Origin of the sequence: Nocardia veterana NBRC 100344 (assembly GCF_000308855.1) — a bacterium.
Taxonomy (GTDB): Bacteria; Actinomycetota; Actinomycetes; order Mycobacteriales; family Mycobacteriaceae; genus Nocardia; species Nocardia veterana.
This window is the reverse complement of record NZ_BAGM01000011.1, coordinates 12,186-31,354: the sequence shown is the minus strand read 5'-3', so window position 1 is coordinate 31,354 and position 19,169 is coordinate 12,186. Positions and strand designations below refer to the sequence as shown.

Sequence of the window (19,169 nt, the reverse complement as noted above, 5' to 3'; positions counted from 1 at the left end):
CTCCTACCCGATCGCCGGTCCCAGCAGATCGTCGGCATCGGTGATGCGGTAGGCATACCCCTGTTCTGCCAGGAAACGCTGTCGATGTGCCGCGTATTCGGCGTCCAGCGTGTCCCGCGCCACCACCGAGTAGAAATGCGCCTGACCACCGTCGGATTTCGGGCGCAACAACCGGCCCAGCCGCTGCGCCTCCTCCTGCCGGGAGCCGAAGGTTCCCGAAACCTGCACTGCCACAGACGCTTCCGGCAGGTCGATGGAGAAGTTCGCGACCTTGCTGACCACGAGTACCGGGATCTCGCCGTTGCGGAACGCGTCGAACAGCGCCTCCCGCTCCTTGGTCCGGGTGGAACCCTGGATGACCGGCGCGTTCAGGTGTGCACCGAGTTCGTCGAGCTGATCGAGGTAGGCGCCGATGACCAGGCTGGGCGCATCACGGTGCCGGGCCAGAATGGATTCGACGACGGGAAGTTTGGTGCGCGCGGTGGAGCAGAGTTTGTAACGCTCCTCGGGTTCGGCGGTGGCATAGGCCATGCGTTCGGCGTCGGTGAGCGTGACCCGCACCTCGATGCAGTCGGCCGGGGCGATCCAGCCCTGCGCCTCGATGTCCTTCCACGGCGCGTCGTACCGCTTGGGTCCGATCAGCGAGAAGACGTCGCCCTCGCGGCCGTCCTCACGGACCAACGTCGCGGTCAGCCCCAGCCGGCGCCGCGACTGCAGATCGGCGGTCATCCGGAACACCGGGGCCGGCAGCAGGTGCACCTCGTCGTAGATGACCAGGCCCCAGTCCCGGCTGTCGAACAACTCGAGGTGTTTGTATTCACCCTTGGTCTTGCGCGTGATCACCTGGTAGGTGGCGATCGTGACCGGGCGGATCTCCTTGCGCTCGCCGGAGTACTCCCCGATCTCGTCCTCGGTCAGCGAGGTGCGCGCGAGCAGTTCGCGCTTCCACTGCCGGCCCGCCACCGTATTGGTGACCAGGATCAACGTGGTGGCCTGCGCCTTGGCCATCGCCGCCGCGCCGACCATGGTCTTACCCGCCCCGCAGGGCAGCACCACCACACCCGACCCACCGGCCCAGAACGAGTCGGCCGCGAGCTCCTGATAGTCGCGCAGATGCCATTCGTGAGTGTCGAAGTCCAGGTCGATGCGGTGCGCCTCACCGTCGACGTAACCGGCGAGGTCCTCGGCCGGCCAGCCGATCTTCAACAGCATCTGTTTGATCCGCCCGCGTTCGGACGGGTGCACGGCGACCGTGTCGTCGTCGATGCGCGCGCCGAGCATCGGCTGAATCTTCTTGTGCCGCAGCACTTCTTCCAGAACCGCCCGGTCCAGGCTGACCAGCACCAGGCCGTGTGCGGGGTGTTTGACCAGCTGCAACCGCCCGTAGCGGGCCATCGTCTCCACGACGTCGACCAGCAGCGGCTGCGGCACCGCGTAGCGCGAGTAGCTGACCAGCGCGTCGACCACCTGTTCGGCGTCGTGACCGGCGGCGCGCGCGTTCCACAGCGCCAGCGGGGTCACCCGGTAGGTGTGCACGTGCTCGGGCGCGCGCTCGAGTTCGGCGAACGGCGCGATCGCCTGCCGGGCGGCGTCGGCCTGTTCGTGATCGACCTCGAGCAGCAGGGTTTTATCGCTCTGCACGATCAGCGGTCCGTCCGTCACGGCACCTCCTCCAGATTCCCGGGCCGGCCCCGGGCGCTCGGGGAATACGTCCCACATTGTTGCGGGGACCCCCGACAAACCTCCATCAACCCTACGCGAGCTGGGCAGATGTTGGCTGTGAGCGATGCCGCACCTATCCGGCCAGGGGTGGCCAGTCGGCTACCGGGGCCGGCGGATCGGTACGTATCCGGGCACCGATCCAGGAATCCCGGTGGACGCCGCGCTGGACACCGGCCAGCCGCAACAGCCCCTCGTATCGGAAGCCCACCCGCCGCACGACGGCGGCGGAGGCGACATTGCCGACGAACGCGCGCCATTCGATCCGGGTCAGAGCCAGCCCGTCGGGGGCGAAGCCGAAATCGCAGACCAGCCGCGCACTGGCCGTCATGAGCCCGCGGCCACGGGCGGCCGGATGAAGCCAGAAGCCGATCTCGGCGGTGCCGGGGGCCCCGGCATCGAGTCCGATCATGCCGACGACCGGACCGTCGGCGGCGGTGCGCACCGCCCACACCGGACTGCGGCCGGCCCAGCCGGGGGCGACGATATCGGTCAGGAATCCGGTCGCGTCCGCGCGGCGGTAGGGCACCGGCACCACCGTCCATGCCGCGATCGACGGCTGCCGGCAGCATTCGACGATCGCGTCGACATCGGCCTCGGCCGGACGCGACAACCAGACGGTGCCGTCGGTCAGTACACAGTCGTCCACCGCCCCATGCTGGCACGCGCCCCGGCGGTGGCCCAGCCGATTTCCGGCGACCGTAGAATCTACGCAATGGTTGCCGCGTTGCTCGCCGATCTGTTCGAATCCCATCGGGCGCATCTGCTCTCGGTGGGTTACCGGCTGACCGGCAGCGTGGCCGATGCCGAGGATGCGGTGCAGGAGAGTTGGCTGCGCCTGGCCTCCGCCCATCAGTCCGAGATCGAGGACCTTCGCGCCTGGCTGACCACCGTCGTCAGCCGGATCTGCCTGGACCGCCTGCGCAGCGCCGCGGCGCGCAGGGAAAGTTATGTGGGGCAATGGCTTCCGGAACCGATCGTCACCGCCGTGGCGGCATCGAATCCGCCGGGTCCGTTGGAATCGCTGGTGCGCAAGCAGGACTGCCGATTCGCCGCGCTGGTCGTCCTCGACGCGCTGACCCCGCCCCAGCGGGTGGCCTTCGTCCTGCACGACGGTTTCTCGGTCCCCTTCGACGAAATCGCCGAACTGCTCGACGTAACCCCCGAAGCGGCACGGCAATTGGCGGTTCGGGCGCGCAAGGCCCTGGCGCGCACGCCGGAGCCGGTGTCCGATGCCGACCACATGGCCGCGGTGCAGCGGCTGCTGGAGGCGTTGTATTCCGGTGACGTCGACGCGGTCGTGGCGGCGCTGCACCCGGATTCGGTCTTCATCGCCGATACCGGCGGCACCACCAAGTCGGCGCCCAACGCGGTCACCGGGCCGGACAAGATCGCCCGGCTGGCCCTGGGCCTGTTGCGAAAGTACGGGGTGGATCCGACCGAGTTCGCCCGTTCCGATTCCCCGGAATTCGAATTCGTCAGCGTCAACGGACAACTCGGGTTGCTGCTACACGAGCGCGCACCGCACGACGGTTTCCCGGGTTCGCCGCAGCGGGTGGTGGGATTCACGGTCCGCGACGGACTGGTCTGGGGTGCATACGATTTCGCCAATCCCGCGAAATTGAGCGGGCTGCGGTTGCCGGACCCGCGGCGGTAGCGCACCGCCGGGGCGAACGAGCGCCCCGGCGGTTCGACCCACTTCGTTCCCGATCGGGAACCCCACACCACGACAGGTCGTTTCCGCTCGATCGGCCGGCTCAGGTCGCCGAGCCGGACCACATGTCCGGGGTGCTCGAACCGAGCCCCCAGTTGCCGGTCGACGAACCGGTGCCCCAGTTCGGCGTCGAGGAACCCCAGCCCCAGTCGTTGGCGAAGATGTTGTGCAGGGTGTCGCCGATGTACCCGAGCACCGTGCCCGCCGCCGGATGCAGCAGAAGGTCGAGATAGGAGGCCATGAATCGCCCCTTTCGAGCTACCACCGAAGTGGTTGTGAGATAGAACACGGGGAGGCTAGCTGCCATCGGGATATCTGACAACTATGCAGGTCAGAGCGGTGAACCGAATGTGAAACATAGCTATTCGCTATCATGTCGCAACCATGGCGAACCGCGGGCAAGCTTCGCCGCGAGCCGCCCGGTGGGGTGGGCGGCGCGGATCCGGCGCGGGTATCGCTACGTTGGGACCATGTCAGCCATCCCCACCGTCACCCGCCTGCGCCCGTTCGGGGCCACGATCTTCGCGGAGATGACCGAATTGGCCGTGCGCCACGACGCGGTCAACCTGGGTCAGGGCTTCCCGGACACCGACGGTCCCGCCGCCATGCTCGAGGCGGCCCGCACCGCCATCGCCGACGGGGTGAATCAGTACCCGCCCGGGCGGGGAATGCCGGTGCTGCGGCGGGCGATCGCGGCCGACCGCGCCCGCCGCTACGGCATCGACTACGACATCGACTCGCAGGTGGTGGTCACCGTCGGCGCGACCGAGGCGATCGCCGCGGCGGTACTGGGGTTGGTGGAAGCCGACGAGGAAGTGGTGCTGATCGAGCCGTACTACGACTCCTACGCCGCGGTCGTCGCCCTGGCCGGCGCCACCCGCCGCACCGCGCGACTGGTGCCGGACGGCAACGGCTTCGTCCTCGATCTGGACAGTCTGCGGGCGGCCGTCACGCCGAAAACCCGCATGCTGCTACTGAATACGCCGCACAACCCCACAGGGGCGATCCTGTCGCGCGCCGACCTCGAGGCCATCGCCGACCTCGCCCGCGAACACGATCTCATCGTCGTGTCCGACGAGGTCTACGAACACCTCGTCTACGACGGCAACACCCACATCAGCATCGCCACGCTGCCCGGCATGTTCGAACGCACCATCGTGGTCTCCAGCGCGGCAAAGACATTCAGCGTCACCGGCTGGAAGATCGGCTGGGCATGCGGTCCGGCGCCACTCCTCGACGGGCTGCTCGCGGCCAAGCAGTTCATGAGCTTCGTCGGCGGCGGGCCGTTCCAGCCCGCCGTCGCCTACGCCCTCGAACACGAACAGCAGTGGGTCGCCGACCTGCGCGTCGGCCTATCCGACAAGCGGATTCGCCTCTCGGAGGCGCTCGCCGACGCCGGATTCCTGGTCAAACGCAGCGATGCGACCTACTTCGTCTGCGCCGACATCAGCCCGCTGAGCTCCGCCGACGCACTGGCGTTCTGTCGCGAGCTGCCGCGGCGCCTCGGCGTGGTGGCCGTCCCGATCGAGGTTTTCACCGACGACCGGGAATCATGGAATCGCCTGGTGCGCTTCGCCTTCTGCAAGAAGGACAGCACGCTCGACGAAGCCGTCCGCCGGCTGCACGCCGCCCACGTCTGATCGGACCGTCCCACCTCAGCCGCGGCGGCGGGCCACCGCGTCGGCCAGCCGGTTCAGCTGCGCCGCCGTCGTCTCCCAGTCCAGGCAGGCGTCGGTGATCGACTGGCCGTAGGTCAGATCGTCGGCGTGCCCGAGCGTGAGGTCCTGCCGCCCGGCAACCAGGAAGCTCTCCATCATCACGCCGACCACCGCGCGGTCACCGGCGGCGATGCGCTCGGCGATATCGGTGACGACATCGACCTGCCGGTTGTGGTCCTTGTTGCTGTTGCCGTGGCTGGCGTCGACGACCACTCGCTGCGGCAGCCCGGCCTTCTCCAGCCGCAGGCAGGCCTCCGCGACCGAGGCGGCGTCGTAGTTCGTACCCGAGCTGCCGCCGCGCAGGATCACGTGGCAGTCCGGGTTGCCGCTGGTCCGGATCAACGCCGAGCGCCCGTCGAGATCGGTGCCGGGGAAGACGTGGCTCGCACCGGCGGCACGTACACCGTCCACCGCGACCTGCACATCACCGTCGGTGCCGTTCTTGATGCCGACCGGCATGGACAGCGCACTCGACAGCTGCCGGTGCACCTGGCTGGCGGCAGTCCGGGCGCCGATGGCCCCGTAGGACACCAGATCCGCGATGTACTGCGGCGTGATCGGATCGAGGAATTCGCAGGCCACCGGCAGTCCGAGCCCGGTGATGTCGACCAGCAACCGCCGGCCCAGCCCGAGTCCGGTGTTGACGTCGAACGACCCGTCCAGGTGCGGATCGTTGATCAGGCCCTTCCAGCCCAGCGTGGTGCGCGGCTTCTCGAAGTAGACCCGCATCACCACATGCAGCCGATCGGACAATTCGGCGCCGACGGCGGCCAGCCGGCGGGCGTAGTCGAGAGCCGCCTCGGGATCGTGCACCGAACACGGACCGACCACGACCATCAGGCGGTCGTCGGCACCGTCGAGCACGCCGACGGTGGCGGCGCGGCCGGCCCGCACGGTGTCGGCGAGCGCGTCGTCGATGGGATGTTCGCGGCGGACCTCGGCGGGCGAGAGCAGGGGGCTGATACTCAGCGTGCGCTGATCGTCGAGGTCACTGTGCGAGGCATCGACATCGGCTGCGGTCGTCATAATGGGTTCCTTTTCTCAGGCCGACCCATCGAGAATCCCGTGGAGCCGGTCTGTCATCCGGCTCGGGGGTGGGAGAAGGTCAGCGCGGGTCACCGACCGGCCCACCCGGGGCCGGCTTGGTAAACCAGAAATACGCGCGCTGCACGAGGGCGACTGTACCAGGGGTGCCGGACCGCGATCACCGGCCCGGTGATCCGAGTGACCACCGCCACAGCCGGCTCGAACGCAACGGGGCCCGGCCAGGGATCGAAAGATCCCGTGCCGGGCCCGAATTCGCTGTGTCCGGGACGGATCAGCCGAACATTCCGGGCTCGTAGTTCCCGGCCGGCGTACCGGCGATGACGTTGAGCCGGTTGTAGGCGTTGATCAACGCGATGAGCGAGATCAGCGCGCCGATCTGGTCGTCGTCGTAGTGCTTGCGCACCTGCTGCCAGGTCTCGTCGCTGATGCCGCGATGGATATCCGCGATCCGGGTGCCCTCCTCGGTCAACGCCAGCGCGGCCCGCTCGGCCTCGGTGAAGACGACGGCCTCGCGCCAGGCGGCGACCAGATTGAGCCGCACCGCGGTCTCGCCCGCGGCGGCCGCATCCTTGGAGTGCATATCGGTGCAGAATCCGCACCCGTTGATCTGGCTGGCGCGCAGCTTGACCAGTTCCTGCGTCGCCTTGGGCAGGGTCGACTGGTCGACCACCTGGCCGGCGTTGCCGAGCCGCTTGATGAACTTCATCGAGACGTCGTTGCCGTGCGAAGCGAAACGGGGTTCCATGACCATCCTCCTGTGAACAATGCGCCGCGTCCGCGGCACCGCTACACAGAGACGACTACGCAGTGCCTACAGGTGTGACACCACTGAAAGTGATGCCGGTCACATACTGTGTCAGCGGCGGGCGAAGGAGTACGTGACGTCGGTGAGCTGTTCGGACAGATCCCACAGCCGGCGGGCGGTGACCTCGTCGCGGGAGGCGGCCGAGGATCCGGTGCGCTCGGGATAGCCGCGCAGGCCCCCGAGCTTGGTGGGACCGTAGAAGGCGCCCGGCTCCACCTCCGCCGTCGCGGCGTAAAGGCTTGGTAGTGCGCCCATTTCGGCCGACTGCGCGAGAATCCGGTTGCCCAGGGCCATGATCGCGTCCAGGAACGATTCGGTATGCGATTGCAGTTCGGTGGACGCATAGCCCGGATGGGCCGCGACCGAGACCTTCGACGAGCCGGCGGCGGTCAGCCGACGCTGCAGTTCGTAGGCGAACATCAGATTCGCCAATTTCGATTGGCCGTAGGCACGCCAGCGTTCGTAGCGCCGGTGCTGGTAGTTCGGATCGGCGAGGTCGATGCGGCCGATCAGGTGGGCACCACTGGACACGGTGACGACGCGATCGGAGATCTTGTCCAGCAACAAGCCGGTCAGCGCGAAATGACCGAGATGGTTGGTGCCGAACTGCATTTCGAAGCCGTCGGCGGTGCGACGCAACGGCAGGGCCATCACGCCGGCGTTGTTGATCAGCACATCGGCGCCGTCGATCGTGCGCGCGAAATCACGGATCGAGGCCAGATCGGCGAGGTCGAGCCGGCGCACCTGCACTCGGTCACCGATGGTGTCGGCGACCGCGCGCGCCTTCACCTCGTCACGGCAGGCCATGATCACCTGCGCACCGGCATTCGCCAAGGCCCTGGTGGTGGCCGCGCCCAGTCCGCTGTTCGCGCCGGTCACGATGATCGTGCGACCGCTCTGGTCCGGAATATCCGACACGTTCCAACCGCTCACCCGCACGAGTCTAGGCGGGGCGCCGCCGCGGCGCGCTGTTGTGCGAGCGCGCCGTCGCGCGGCGGGCGGTCCTCGGCACGGTCCGACACCACTGATATAGGGTTGCCTAACCTATCTAGGGCAGCTTCGGCTGCGCAGCTCGACCCGTGAGGCGGTACCCGTGACTTCGATATCCCCGGCCCAGCAGGACCTTCTCGACGGTTTCGTGCCCTTCCCCGCGGAACTCGCCGACAGCTACCGGGCAGCCGGCTATTGGCGCGGCGAGCCGCTGGGCGAGTTGCTGCGCACGGCGGCCCGGACCTGGCCGAGCCGCCCCGCGCTGCACACCGATTCCGGAACCCTGGACTACGCCGAACTGGATCGGCGCGCCGATCGGATGGCCCACGGCCTGCTCGCTTGCGGCCTCGAGCCCGGCGATCGCGTCGTGGTCCAGCTGCCGAACGTGAGCGAATTCGTCGAGGTGCTGTTCGGCCTGCTGCGCGCGGGCATCGTGCCGGTACTGGCGCTCCCGGCACATCGGCAGGCAGAGATCGAGCATCTGGCACGAGTGGCCGGCGCGCGCGGCTATATCGCAGCCGACCGGGTCGGCGATTTCGATTACCGGGAACTCGCGGCAACGGTGGCCGACCGAGTGCCGTCGCTGCGGCAGATCTTCGTCCTGGGCGATCCGGGACCCCATATCGACCTGCGGACGGTTGCACGCGAGGGTGATTCGCTCCCCGAGATCGATGCCGCCGGGATCGCGGTGCTGCTCGTCTCCGGCGGGACCACCGGCCTGCCCAAGCTCATCGCCCGGACCCACGACGACTATCACTACAACGCCCGCACCAGCGCGGACATCTGCGCGCTGACCTCCGACGACGTGTACATGGCGACACTGCCCGCCGCACACAACTTTCCGCTGTCGTGCCCCGGGCTGCTGGGCGCGGTCGCGGCGGGCGCCTCGATCGTGATGCTGGCCGATCCGAGTCCGGAGAACGCCTTCGCGACCATCGAACGTCACGGCGTGACCGTCACCGCGGTCGTACCGCCGCTGGCCCAATTGTGGTGTGCCGCAGTGGAATGGGAGGAGGCCGAGCTGTCCAGCCTGCGGCTGCTGCAGGTCGGCGGCGCCAAGTTGGCGGAGGTCAACGCCCGCGAGGTGACTCCGGCGCTGGGCGCGAAGTTACAACAGGTGTTCGGGATGGCCGAGGGCCTGATCAATTACACCCGTCTCGACGACTCCGACGAACTGATCTGCACCACCCAGGGCCGGCCGCTGTCGCCGGCCGACGAGGTGCGCGTGGTCGACGGCGAGGGTAACGATGTCGCGCCCGGCGCGGAAGGCGAACTGCTGACCCGCGGGCCGTACACCATTCGCGGCTACTATCGTGCGCCGGAACACAATTCCCGCGCCATCACCCCGGACGGGTACTACCGCAGCGGCGATCTGGTGCGGCAACTGCCGAGCGGGCACCTGATCGTCTCCGGCCGGATCAAGGATGTGATCAACCGCGGCGGTGAGAACATCTCCTGCGACGAACTGGAGGAGCATCTACTCGCGCACCCCGCGGTCCGCCATGCGGCCGCGGTCGGCCTGCCGGACGCGGCCCTCGGTGAAAAGGTCTGCGCCGTCCTGGTGGTCGACAGCGCGATGCCGAGCCTGGTCGAGATCAAGGAATTTCTCACCGCGCGCGGCCTGGCGACCTACAAACTGCCCGACACCCTGGAGCAGGCCGACGCGCTGCCCTTCACCGCGGTCGGCAAGATCGACAAGAAGGTCCTGCGGGCCCGGTACGCCGCCGACAGCATCGGCTGACCGCTCGACGGCAGTCGGGCCGTGCGACACCGAAAAAGGTTCCCGCACTTCGGGTCCTGCCGTCGGTGCCGGGTAAGGCGCTCGCGCCCGGGTACGAACGGAGCCCGACGGACACTCTCCGCCGGGCTCCGTTCGCTCAGGCCTCGACGACGTAAGGCGCTACGCTGCCGAGCTTTTCGCAGGTCTCGGTGAATTCGCGGTCGGGCCGCGACTGGGAGACGATGCCCGCGCCGGCCCGCAACCAGGCCCCCTCGGGGGTTTGATAGATCGCCCGGAGCACGAGGGTGGCCTCCAGCGCGCCGGCGGCCGATACCTTCACCACCGCCCCGGAATACAGGCCGCGCGCGTCGTGGTCGAGGCGGAAGACGGCATCCACCCCGGTGCGCTTGGGAATTCCGGATGCGGTCACCGACGGGAACAACATTTCCACCGCGTCCCAAGCGCTTCTGCCCTCGGCCAACTTCCCGCGCACGGTGGAGGCGAGATGCTGCACACTGCCCCGCTCCCGCACCGCCATGAAGTCGGAGACGGCGGTACTGCCGGGTTCGGCGACCGCGGCGATCTCGCCGAACGAGGTCTGCACCGAAATGGCGTGTTCGACGATCTCTTTCGGATCGCCCACCAGTTCTTCCCGGGCGGCGGCATCGGCCGCCGCACCCCGGCCGAAGGCCCGGGTACCGGCCAGCGGTTCGGTGGTCACGATGCGGTGTTCGTCGACCGCGGCCACGAGTTCCGGGCTGAAACCGGCGGCTTCCAGTCCACCCAGTCGCAGCAGGAACGACCGCGCCGGAGTGTTGTTGGCACGACCCAGCCGATAGGTCTGCGGAATGTCCACGGGGAACGGCAGGTCGACCTTGCGCGAGAGAATCACCTTCTGATAGCGACCGGCCTGGATCTCGGCGACCGCCTCGGCCACCCGGCCCCGATAGTCGGTGGGGTCGATTTCGACATCGACCGGCCGGGGCCGGGCCAGGGGAACACCGCGCGCCTGCGCGATCAGCTCGTGAATCTCGCTGGTCTCGCGCGGCGTCGCGCCGGCCACCCGCACGCCGGCGGCGTCGATACGCACCTCGATCCGCGGAATCATCAGGTGCGCCAGCGTGGTTCGCGGTGCCACGTGCGCATCGGCGCCCAGGGCCCAGGCACAGAATTCGAAGCCGATCCAGCCGTAGGCGCTGCGGCCCGCCAGCGGCAGCTTCGCCAGCGCGGCGTCGATCACGGCGGCGGGGCGACCCTGCCAGGGTTCGACGGTGGCCCGGCCCTCCCATTCCACCCGCAGCTCACCGGAATCCAGTTCGATACTGCCGATCGGGTCGGCGGCGAAGACCCAGCCGTCGGGACCCTCGTAGCTGACGTATTCGCCGAACCGGTCGGCCGCGGCGAGTGCCGCCACGGCGTCGGCGGGTGCGATACCTGCTGCCGTGTTCGTCGCCCCCGGACCGTCCCCGTAACCGTTTCGCACCCGCTCGTCCGTGGTCGACACCGTTCCTCCAAGGTTATGCTTACCTAACTACAAGAGGTGAGGTTAGCATTACCTGCCCTTGTCCGTATTGTGCCGGAGCACACATCGGACTCGCTTTCCGAGCGCTGCGATCAACTTCCTGCGGGAATGCGCCCGCGCGAGCTTGAATGGTGGGGCGCCGTCGAGGGAGGCCCGTCATGATCGACCACGCCGCCGGCAATCCGGCTCCGAGTACCACGAACGATCTGCCGCGCTCAGTGGTGGCTCTGGTCGACGCGGTGTCACCGGTGGAACGCGAACTGATCGGCGGCTGGCTCGCCGAGGGCGGGGTCGCCGCCGAACTCGGCATCGACGCACCGGTCACCCAGATCGATCTCGACGCCTCGGCCATCGCCACCCGGTTGGTGGACCGCCGAGACGACCCGCTGGTGCTCCCGATCCGAGTGCTGTGGCTGCCGCCGGAACGAGACGGGGTGCGCCGCACCACCTTCGCCGACCTCGCGACCTTGAGCAACCCCCGCCGGCCGCACCGATTCCTACAGCGTCGGCTGGTGGACAAGGCACCCGATCGCCACCTCATTCTCACCGGACAGCCCGCGCGGCTCAGCGATCTGCGCGCCAACAACGCCGCCTCCGCGCGCAGCGCCGAGCCGTTCGCCCGCGCGATCGTCCGCGCCGGCACCGTCGCCCTCGAACGCGCGGAACGGTCCGTGATCGGCGACCGCTACAAGGTGCCGCGGATGGTGGTCGAGGAGATCCTGGACTCACCGGATTTCCTGCGCCGTCTCGATGCCATCGCCAGGGATTCCGGTGTCGCCCCGCGCGAGGTCTATCGGCGAGCGGAGAAGGCGTTGCGCGAACTGGTCGCCGCGCAGAGCCGTCTGGTGTCCGATCTGTTCACCCAGGCCATGCGCCCGGTCCACGCCTCGGCGTGGAAGATCGACTGCGATCGCACCCAATTGGCCGCCCTGCGCCGGCTCAATCGCAGTCATCCGCTGGTGTTCCTGCCCTCGCACCGCTCGTACGTGGATGCCTTCGTCCTCGGAGACGCGCTGGCACGCAACGATTTCCCGCCCAATCACGTGATCGGCGGAGCCAACCTCAGCTTCTGGCCGATGGGCCCGATCGCGCGCCGCACCGGGACGGTCTTCATCCGCCGCAGCTTCGGCGACGACGAGGTCTACAAGGCGGTGGTCGAGGAGTACTTCGCCTACCTGCTGGCCAAACGCTTCAATCTGGAGTGGTATTTCGAGGGCGGTCGCACCCGGACCGGCAAACTGCGCCCGCCTCGGTTCGGGCTGCTGAACTACCTGGCCGCCGCGATCCGTAGCCGACGCATCGACGACGTGATGCTGGTTCCGGTGTCGATCACCTACGAACGGCTCAACGAGCTGGGATCCATCGCCGCGGAGCAGATCGGCGGAACCAAGAAGCCCGAGGGCCTGCCCTGGCTGGCGCGCTACATCCGTAGTCAGCAGCATTCGGCCGGGCGGGTCTACATCCGCTTCGGCGCCCCGCTGTCGGCCCGGGATCGCCTTGCCGCCCACGGTGACCCGATGCAGCGGCCGCCGGAGCCGTTCGCCCCGAGCCCGCCCGAACTCGCCGAACGCCAGCGTCTGGCCGTGCAGCGACTCGCCTTCGAGGTCGCCGTCGGGATCAACGCCGTCACCCCGATCACGGTGAACGCGCTGGTGACACTGGCACTGCTCGGTGTGCACGAACGCGCGCTGACCCTCGGCGAGGTGCGCGCGACGCTGGAACCGGTGTGCGGATATATCGCGCGCCGGGGCCTGCCCACCGGCGAGTTGGAGCGGCTGCGCACCGATCAGGGCCTGGCGGTGGTGCTGGAACATCTCTCACTGGCCAAGGTGGTCACCGTGTATCGCGGTGGGCTGGAACCGGTCTACTCCATCGAAACCGGTGCTCACCTGGAGGCGGCGTTCTATCGCAACAGCGCCGTGCACTGGTTCGTCGACCGCGCGATCCTGGAGCTGGCGATTCTGGAGGTGGCCGACGAGCAAGCCGGTGCCGCACCCGGTATCGAGGCGATCTGGGATGCCGCGTATCGCCTGCGGGATCTGCTGAAGTTCGAATTCTTCTTCCCGGACCGGATCGAATTCGCGGCCGCGATGAGCGCGGAAATGCTGCTGGTGGACCGGGATTGGGAACAACGCTCCAGTGGCTCCGAACTGGTGTGCGCGCTCGCCGACTCCGGCTTCATCATGGCGCACCGGGTGGTGCGGTCGTTCTTCGACGCCCAGCTGGTGGTGGCCGAACGGCTGGCCGCCGCCGATCCGACCGTGCCCCCGGATCGCAAACAGTTCATCGACGAGTGTCTGGCCGTCGGCCGTCAAATGCTGTTGCAACAGCGTCTGCACAGCCCGGAATCGGTCTCCACCGAATTGTTCTCCAGCGCGTGGAAACTCGTGGAGAACTACGGTCTGCTCGACCCGGCCACGCCCGATCTGGTGCGGCGGCGGCGCGAACTCGCCGACGAACTGCGCACCATCGGCGCCCGCATCTCCCGCGCGGCCGCCCTCGACCCGTCCAATCGCACACCGCAGGGGACAGCGTGAATCTCGCCGAAGCGATCCAGGCCATCCGGTCCGGCCCGCGCGGACCCGGGGTGGCGGCCGTTTTCGATTACGGCGGCACCGTCGTCGCCGGCTTCGCGCCGGCGCCCGCCCCGCTGCGGGTACTGCGCCACCGTGATCCCCGCCGGCAACTCGCCGACACCCTGGTGACCAGCATCCGCGGGGCGCGCAGTGAGGGCGAATACGAACGCTTCCTGCAACGGATAACCCGCGTCTGGGCGGGTCGCTCGGAGGACGAACTGGCCGAACTGGGTGCGCAATTGTTCCGCAGCACGATCTACGGTCACGTGTACCCCGAAGCGTGGCAACTGATCCGGGAACACGAGGCCGCTGGGCACACCGTGCTGCTGGCGTCCAGCCTGACCCGGTTCCAGGTCGCCCCCGCCGCCCGGGAACTGGGCGTGGAGCACGTACTCTGCACGACGATGGCAACCGCCGACGGCGTCCTCACCGGCTTCACGGAAGGAAAACCGCTGTGGCGCAACGAGAAGGCCGCGGCCGTGCGCCGCTTCGCCGATGCCCACGGGATCGAGTTGCCGGACAGTTACGCCTATGCCGACGCGGCGCCGGATATTCCGCTGCTGGAGTCGGTCGGCCATCCGGTCGCGGTGAATCCGGGGCCGCGGATGGCGATGACGGCCGGCGAACGCCAATGGCCGACCCTGTCCTTCCGGCCGCGCGAGGCGCCCCGGGTCGGCGACTACCTGCGCACCGCGGTGGGCTTCACCGGTCTGTTGAGCGGGGCGGCGGCCGGCGTCGTCTCCCGCGCGCCGACGCGCGAGCACCGAGCGATGGCCGACGCGATGATCGCCACCGCGGCCGATGCGACCCTGCGCAGCACCGGGATTCGGGTCCGGGTGGTCGGCGCCGAACACGCCCGGCAGCCGCGACCGGCGGTGTTCCTGTTCAATCACCAGAGCCAGTTCGACATGGTGGTGCTGGCCGAGGTGTTGCGATCCGGATTCACGGCGGTGGTGAAGAAGGAGGTCACCGCCAACCCGGTCTTCGGGCCGCTGCTGCGCTTCGCCGAGGCCACCTTCATCGACCGATCCGACACCACCAGCGCGAAGGCGGCGCTGGAGCCGGTGGTGGAGACCCTGCGTGGGGGTCTGTCGATCGTGGTGGCGCCCGAGGGCACGCGCTCACTGACCCCACGGATCGGACCGTTCAAGAAGGGCGCGTTCCATATCGCGATCGCGGCGGGGGTGCCGATCATTCCGATCGTGATCCGCAATGCCGGCGAAATCGCCTGGCGAAATTCGGCGATCGTGCGCAAGGGCACGGTCGACGTCGCGGTGCTGCCGCCGATCGACGTCAGCGATTGGGATCCGCAGGATATGGATGCCGACATCGCCCGGGTACGACAGCTGTTCGTCGACACCCTGCTCGACTGGCCGACCGACGACACCGTCACCGACCGAGCCGGTCGGGCCGTTTAGCTCAGCGGATCACACACTGCGGCCGAACAGCAGCTTCCACGGCATCAGTGCCGACTCCAGCTGCACCTTCAGGCTCATCTTCGAGGCGCCCTTGGTGCGCTCCTCGAAACGGATCGGCACCTCCGCGATCGAGATCCCCTGCTTGATCGTGCGGTAGTTCATCTCGACCTGGAAGGAGTAGCCGTTGCTGTGGATGGAGGCCACGTCGATGGCCCGCAGCGTTTCGGCCTTCCACGCCTTGAAGCCGGCGGTGGCATCCTTCACACCGAGCCGCAGAATCGCGTTGACGTAGAAGTTCGCCCAGGCCGACAGGGCCTTGCGGTACCACTTCCACTCGGCCGCGGTGGAGCCGCCCTCGACATACCGCGAGCCCAGCACCACCCCGGCACCGGAGGTCTCGAGCTTGTCCAGCATGGCCGGGATGACCTCGGCGGGATGCGACAGATCGGCATCCATCTGGATGACGACGTCCGCGCCCTCGTCGAGCGCCTTGGTGATGCCGGCGATATAGGCCCGGCCGAGACCGTCCTTCTCGGTGCGGTGCAGCACACCGACCGCGGCGGGCAACTCGGCGGCGAGCTTGTCGGCGACCTCACCGGTGCCGTCCGGGGAGTTGTCGTCGACCACCAGCACGTGTAGATCGGCGACCGGTAGTGCGGTCAGCCGCTCCACCGCCACCGGCAGGTTCTCCCGCTCGTTGTAGGTCGGCACCACCACGGTCACCTTCACAAGTCGCCCTCCACTCGAATCGACCTGATTGCGCGCCCGCTCCGGATACGGGCCCAACGCTGCTCTGGAGAACCGTAGCCCACCCACCTGAGCGGGGACGAGCTGCCCGGTATCCGGCGAGGGCCGGGCCCGCCGCCACGCGCGCGTCGCTCGTCACTCGGACAAGCCCGTCGAACGGCATGCCCACCGGCCGTCACCTGTCGGCGTCGCGCGCATCCTCCCGGGCGTTGCGCTCGCGGACGATGTCGAGCGCCCGTTCCGCGGTGGCTCGATCCGGATAGGGGCCCATCCGGTCGGCGAACCAGCAGCGCTTGCCCTGTTCGGCGCGGTGGTGCTTGAGGCAGTAGTACCAGCGTTCATCGGAGTCGCCCATGCCGCTCATCGTCGCATCCGGGGCGCGACCTGTCAGCGAACCGGCGCATCGGGCGGCGACAGCGACCGGGCCGGATTCACCCCGGACGACGACCCCGTGGTTGCACCGCGGCGGGCCGGTATCCCATACGCTCGCGTTCGAACGCCCGCGCGACCACTCCTCGGATTCGCTGTACACCCATCCGGACAAGGACGAACTCATGAGCGCCACCACTCCCCCCGCATTCGACCCACTCGACCCGCTGGCCATCGACTCCCTGCTGTCCGAGGACGAGCGGGCGGTGCGCGACAGCGTGCGCGGCTTCTGCGCCGAGCACATCACCCCGCATATCGCCGACTGGTTCGAAGCGGGTGATCTGCCCGCCGCCCGCGACCTGGCGCGGGAATTCGGCAAACTCGGCCTGCTCGGCATGCACCTCGACGGCTACGGCTGTAGCGGCGCTTCGGCCGTGCACTACGGACTCGCCTGTCTCGAGCTCGAGGCCTGCGATTCCGGTATCCGCTCACTCGTCTCGGTGCAGGGATCGCTGGCGATGTTCTCGATCTGGAACAACGGTTCGGAGGAGCAGAAGCAGCGATGGCTGCCCGGTATGGCCGCGGGCGAGATCATCGGCTGCTTCGGCCTCACCGAACCGGATGTCGGCTCCGATCCGGCGGCCATGCAGACCCGCGCCACGCGCGACGGCGACGATTGGATCCTCAACGGCCGCAAGATGTGGATCACCAACGGCTCGATCGCCGATGTCGCGGTGGTCTGGGCCAATACCGACGAGGGCATTCGCGGTTTCCTCGTACCCACCGACACCGAGGGCTTCACCGCGCACACGATCAAGCACAAACTGTCGTTGCGCGCCTCGGTCACCAGTGAGCTCGTCCTCGACGACGTCCGGCTGCCGGCCGACGCCGTACTGCCCGAAGGCAAGGGCATGCGGGCGCCGCTGTCGAGTCTTTCGGAGGCCCGCTACGGAATCATCTGGGGTTCGATGGGCGCCGCGCGTTCGGCGTGGCAGGCGGCGCGCGATTATTCGATGCAGCGCCATCAGTTCGGCCGGCCGATCGCCGGATTTCAGCTGACCCAGGCCAAACTCACCGATATGGCCGTGGAACTGCACAAGGGCCAGCTGCTTTCGCTGCACCTGGGCCGGCTCGAGGATTCGGTCGGGCTGCGGCCGGAGCAGGTGAGTTTCGGCAAGCTCAACAACACCCGCGAGGCGATCGAGATCTGCCGCACGGCGCGAACCATTCTGGGCGGCAACGGTATTTCGCTCGAATATCCCGTCATCCGGCACATGGTGAATCTCGAATCCGTCCTCACCTACGAGGGAACGCCGGAGATGCATCAACTCGTGCTGGGCCAGGCCTTCACCGGTCAGAACGCCTTCCGCTGACCCGGACGGGAAACCACGGCCGGAGTGCTGCCCCGAACGCACCGGCCCGGATTTTCACTCGGCACGGCCGCGCGATGCCTGGAGCGACCCTGCGGCTGCACCGCTTCGCGGCCACTGAATCGCCCGGCCAGGTGATGGACCGCGGGGGGTGGGCGTGGTCGCGGCATCCGCACGTCACACAGTGGATTACGGCACCCGGACGGTCACGAAACCGGGCGTGTACACGCCGCCGGTGAAGACGACGACAGCCACCTGTCCGCTCCCGGTGGCGATCGTGGCAGCGGGCGGAATGCCGTTGAGCCCGTTGGACAGATGCGCCTCGCCGGACGCGCCGGTGGAGAAATTCAGCCAGCGCACCGGCGCCGTACTGCACCCCCACCCTCGCGGGTCCGCCCCGGTGATGGTGACCTCGCCAGGCCGTTCACCGGTGATGGCGACACAGTGTGCGGGCAGCGAATCGACGCTGCCGTTCGGGTTGGCATACGGCGCGGGGTTGAGCTGAAACGGCGTCGTCTCCGCGGCACCGGACCCCGACCCGAGCATCACACCGATCGCGCTGCTCACCGCGACGGCACTGCACAGAGCGAATTTGCGAACCACAGTCATCACCGAGTTCCTCACGTGAGCCGACGTACTCGCCTTGGTTCTCCCATCCTAGGGGTACGCATCGCCGACCGGCGTTCCTTGCGCGCGGGCTGTCACCACCGGGGCGATACTGCTCGGGTGAGCGGCTCCGACAACGACAGCAGCGGCGACATCGCCGGTCACGACCGTGACGAGGCCGCGGAGCAGGTGCCGGCATGGGCACGCCGCACGGCCGGGGAATCGCGGTGGGCGGCGACGGTGGCGATACTGGGCATCATCGCGTTGCAGCTCGTGATTCCCGAACACTTTCGACTGCAGCCGATCTGGCTGCTGCCGGCACTGGAGACGGTGCTGCTGATCGTGCTGGTGGTGAGCAGTCCGGTCCGACTCGACCGGGAGGAGATCTGGCTGCGCTGGTGCAGCCTGGGCCTGGCGGCACTACTGGGCATCGCCACCGCCTGGTCGGTATTCCGGCTGGTGGCCGGGCTGATCAACGGCACCCTCAGCAACGATCCGCCGATGCTGCTCGGATCGGGCGCCGCGATCTGGCTGACCAACGTCATCGTCTTCGCGCTCTGGTATTGGGAATTCGACCGTGGCGGGCCGGCCGCCCGCGCCCACGCCCGCAAACCGCTTCCCGATTTCCTGTTCGTCCAGATGCAGAGCCCCGAGCTTTCACCTCGCGACTGGGAGCCGGAATTCGTGGACTACCTGTATCTGTCGTTCACCAACGCCTCCGCCTTCAGCCCCACCGACGTGATGCCGATGTCGCGCTGGGCGAAGACCCTCATGATGGCCGAATCGGCGCTGTCGCTGATCACCGCGGCACTGGTCATCGCCCGCGCGGTCAACGTCCTGAAGTAGGC

At 68.3% G+C, this 19,169-nt stretch carries 17 protein-coding genes; 7 read left to right on the top strand and 10 right to left on the bottom strand.

Annotated elements, in window-relative coordinates; translation table 11 throughout:
* Positions 1 to 3: 3 nt before the first annotated feature.
* Positions 4 to 1,662 (bottom strand): DNA repair helicase XPB, encoded by a 1,659-nt coding sequence (locus ON37_RS03155; protein WP_040716399.1) that lies wholly within the window; start codon positions 1,660 to 1,662, stop codon positions 4 to 6.
* Positions 1,663 to 1,795: 133 nt separating this feature from the next.
* Positions 1,796 to 2,368, bottom strand: a complete 573-nt coding sequence (locus tag ON37_RS03150; protein ID WP_040716397.1) for a GNAT family N-acetyltransferase — start codon at positions 2,366 to 2,368, stop codon at positions 1,796 to 1,798.
* A gap of 66 nt (positions 2,369 to 2,434) precedes the next feature.
* Between ON37_RS03150 and ON37_RS03145 the strand changes: the two genes are divergently transcribed.
* Positions 2,435 to 3,376 carry a sigma-70 family RNA polymerase sigma factor gene (locus ON37_RS03145; protein WP_040716443.1) on the top strand — a complete coding sequence of 314 codons (942 nt, stop codon included), beginning with the start codon at positions 2,435 to 2,437 and terminating at the stop codon, positions 3,374 to 3,376.
* 100 nt (positions 3,377 to 3,476) lie between these two features.
* On the opposite strand, the gene ON37_RS03140 is transcribed toward ON37_RS03145, so the two are convergent.
* Positions 3,477 to 3,674, bottom strand: a complete 198-nt coding sequence (locus ON37_RS03140) for a hypothetical protein (RefSeq protein ID WP_040716395.1) — start codon at positions 3,672 to 3,674, stop codon at positions 3,477 to 3,479.
* Between the two features lie 229 nt (positions 3,675 to 3,903).
* On the opposite strand from ON37_RS03140, the gene ON37_RS03135 reads away from it, so the two are divergent.
* Entirely contained in the window at positions 3,904 to 5,073 is a 1,170-nt protein-coding gene (locus ON37_RS03135; RefSeq protein ID WP_040716392.1) for a pyridoxal phosphate-dependent aminotransferase, read from the top strand.
* A gap of 15 nt (positions 5,074 to 5,088) precedes the next feature.
* Here the strand turns inward: ON37_RS03135 and ON37_RS03130 are convergent, their stop codons facing one another.
* The 3 genes from ON37_RS03130 to ON37_RS03120 form a co-directional block, all read right to left on the bottom strand.
* Positions 5,089 to 6,177, bottom strand: a complete 1,089-nt coding sequence (locus tag ON37_RS03130) for a 3-deoxy-7-phosphoheptulonate synthase (protein WP_040716390.1) — start codon at positions 6,175 to 6,177, stop codon at positions 5,089 to 5,091.
* 292 nt (positions 6,178 to 6,469) lie between these two features.
* Positions 6,470 to 6,943: a carboxymuconolactone decarboxylase family protein gene (locus ON37_RS03125; protein WP_040716388.1), complete on the bottom strand. Its 474-nt coding sequence runs from the start codon at positions 6,941 to 6,943 to the stop codon at positions 6,470 to 6,472.
* Positions 6,944 to 7,054: 111 nt separating this feature from the next.
* Complete coding sequence (locus tag ON37_RS03120) at positions 7,055 to 7,936, bottom strand: oxidoreductase (RefSeq protein ID WP_040716387.1); 882 nt, start codon at positions 7,934 to 7,936, stop codon at positions 7,055 to 7,057.
* Between the two features lie 160 nt (positions 7,937 to 8,096).
* Between ON37_RS03120 and ON37_RS03115 the strand changes: the two genes are divergently transcribed.
* Positions 8,097 to 9,734, top strand: a complete 1,638-nt coding sequence (locus tag ON37_RS03115) for a (2,3-dihydroxybenzoyl)adenylate synthase (RefSeq protein ID WP_051031082.1) — start codon at positions 8,097 to 8,099, stop codon at positions 9,732 to 9,734.
* 136 nt (positions 9,735 to 9,870) lie between these two features.
* Here the strand turns inward: ON37_RS03115 and ON37_RS03110 are convergent, their stop codons facing one another.
* A complete protein-coding gene (locus ON37_RS03110) occupies positions 9,871 to 11,217 on the bottom strand; it encodes a salicylate synthase (RefSeq protein ID WP_040716385.1) in 1,347 nt (448 codons plus the stop codon).
* Positions 11,218 to 11,393: 176 nt separating this feature from the next.
* On the opposite strand from ON37_RS03110, the gene ON37_RS03105 reads away from it, so the two are divergent.
* Positions 11,394 to 13,772, top strand: a complete 2,379-nt coding sequence (locus ON37_RS03105; RefSeq protein ID WP_083892687.1) for a glycerol-3-phosphate 1-O-acyltransferase — start codon at positions 11,394 to 11,396, stop codon at positions 13,770 to 13,772.
* Positions 13,769 to 15,229: an HAD-IB family hydrolase gene (locus ON37_RS03100; RefSeq protein WP_051031081.1), complete on the top strand. Its 1,461-nt coding sequence runs from the start codon at positions 13,769 to 13,771 to the stop codon at positions 15,227 to 15,229. Before ON37_RS03105 ends, ON37_RS03100 begins: the two co-directional genes overlap by 4 nt.
* A gap of 9 nt (positions 15,230 to 15,238) precedes the next feature.
* On the opposite strand, the gene ON37_RS03095 is transcribed toward ON37_RS03100, so the two are convergent.
* Positions 15,239 to 15,940, bottom strand: a complete 702-nt coding sequence (locus tag ON37_RS03095) for a polyprenol monophosphomannose synthase (RefSeq protein ID WP_040716435.1) — start codon at positions 15,938 to 15,940, stop codon at positions 15,239 to 15,241.
* 211 nt (positions 15,941 to 16,151) lie between these two features.
* Positions 16,152 to 16,331, bottom strand: coding sequence for a hypothetical protein (locus tag ON37_RS03090; RefSeq protein WP_040716384.1), 180 nt, complete (start codon positions 16,329 to 16,331; stop codon positions 16,152 to 16,154).
* 199 nt (positions 16,332 to 16,530) lie between these two features.
* Here ON37_RS03090 and ON37_RS03085 point away from each other — a divergent pair, with 199 nt between their 5' ends.
* Positions 16,531 to 17,718 carry an acyl-CoA dehydrogenase family protein gene (locus ON37_RS03085; protein ID WP_040716433.1) on the top strand — a complete coding sequence of 396 codons (1,188 nt, stop codon included), beginning with the start codon at positions 16,531 to 16,533 and terminating at the stop codon, positions 17,716 to 17,718.
* A gap of 186 nt (positions 17,719 to 17,904) precedes the next feature.
* On the opposite strand, the gene ON37_RS03080 is transcribed toward ON37_RS03085, so the two are convergent.
* The gene (locus tag ON37_RS03080; protein ID WP_040716382.1) at positions 17,905 to 18,324 is read right to left on the bottom strand and encodes a hypothetical protein; all 420 of its coding nucleotides are present in this window, start codon (positions 18,322 to 18,324) and stop codon (positions 17,905 to 17,907) included.
* A gap of 117 nt (positions 18,325 to 18,441) precedes the next feature.
* Between ON37_RS03080 and ON37_RS03075 the strand changes: the two genes are divergently transcribed.
* Complete coding sequence (locus ON37_RS03075; protein WP_245552966.1) at positions 18,442 to 19,167, top strand: hypothetical protein; 726 nt, start codon at positions 18,442 to 18,444, stop codon at positions 19,165 to 19,167.
* The last annotated feature ends 2 nt before the right edge of the window (positions 19,168 to 19,169 follow it).

Excerpts from the sequence above, each read along its gene's own strand:
- ON37_RS03145 (WP_040716443.1), top strand. The coding sequence starts at position 2,435 with ATGGTTGCCGCGTTGCTCGCCGATCTGTTCGAATCCCATCGGGCGCAT.
- ON37_RS03140 (WP_040716395.1), bottom strand. The coding sequence starts at position 3,674 with ATGGCCTCCTATCTCGACCTTCTGCTGCATCCGGCGGCGGGCACGGTG.
- ON37_RS03135 (WP_040716392.1), top strand. The coding sequence starts at position 3,904 with ATGTCAGCCATCCCCACCGTCACCCGCCTGCGCCCGTTCGGGGCCACG.
- ON37_RS03130 (WP_040716390.1), bottom strand. The coding sequence starts at position 6,177 with ATGACGACCGCAGCCGATGTCGATGCCTCGCACAGTGACCTCGACGAT.
- ON37_RS03125 (WP_040716388.1), bottom strand. The coding sequence starts at position 6,943 with ATGGAACCCCGTTTCGCTTCGCACGGCAACGACGTCTCGATGAAGTTC.
- ON37_RS03105 (WP_083892687.1), top strand. The coding sequence starts at position 11,394 with ATGATCGACCACGCCGCCGGCAATCCGGCTCCGAGTACCACGAACGAT.
- ON37_RS03090 (WP_040716384.1), bottom strand. The coding sequence starts at position 16,331 with ATGGGCGACTCCGATGAACGCTGGTACTACTGCCTCAAGCACCACCGC.
- ON37_RS03085 (WP_040716433.1), top strand. The coding sequence starts at position 16,531 with ATGAGCGCCACCACTCCCCCCGCATTCGACCCACTCGACCCGCTGGCC.
- ON37_RS03080 (WP_040716382.1), bottom strand. The coding sequence starts at position 18,324 with ATGACTGTGGTTCGCAAATTCGCTCTGTGCAGTGCCGTCGCGGTGAGC.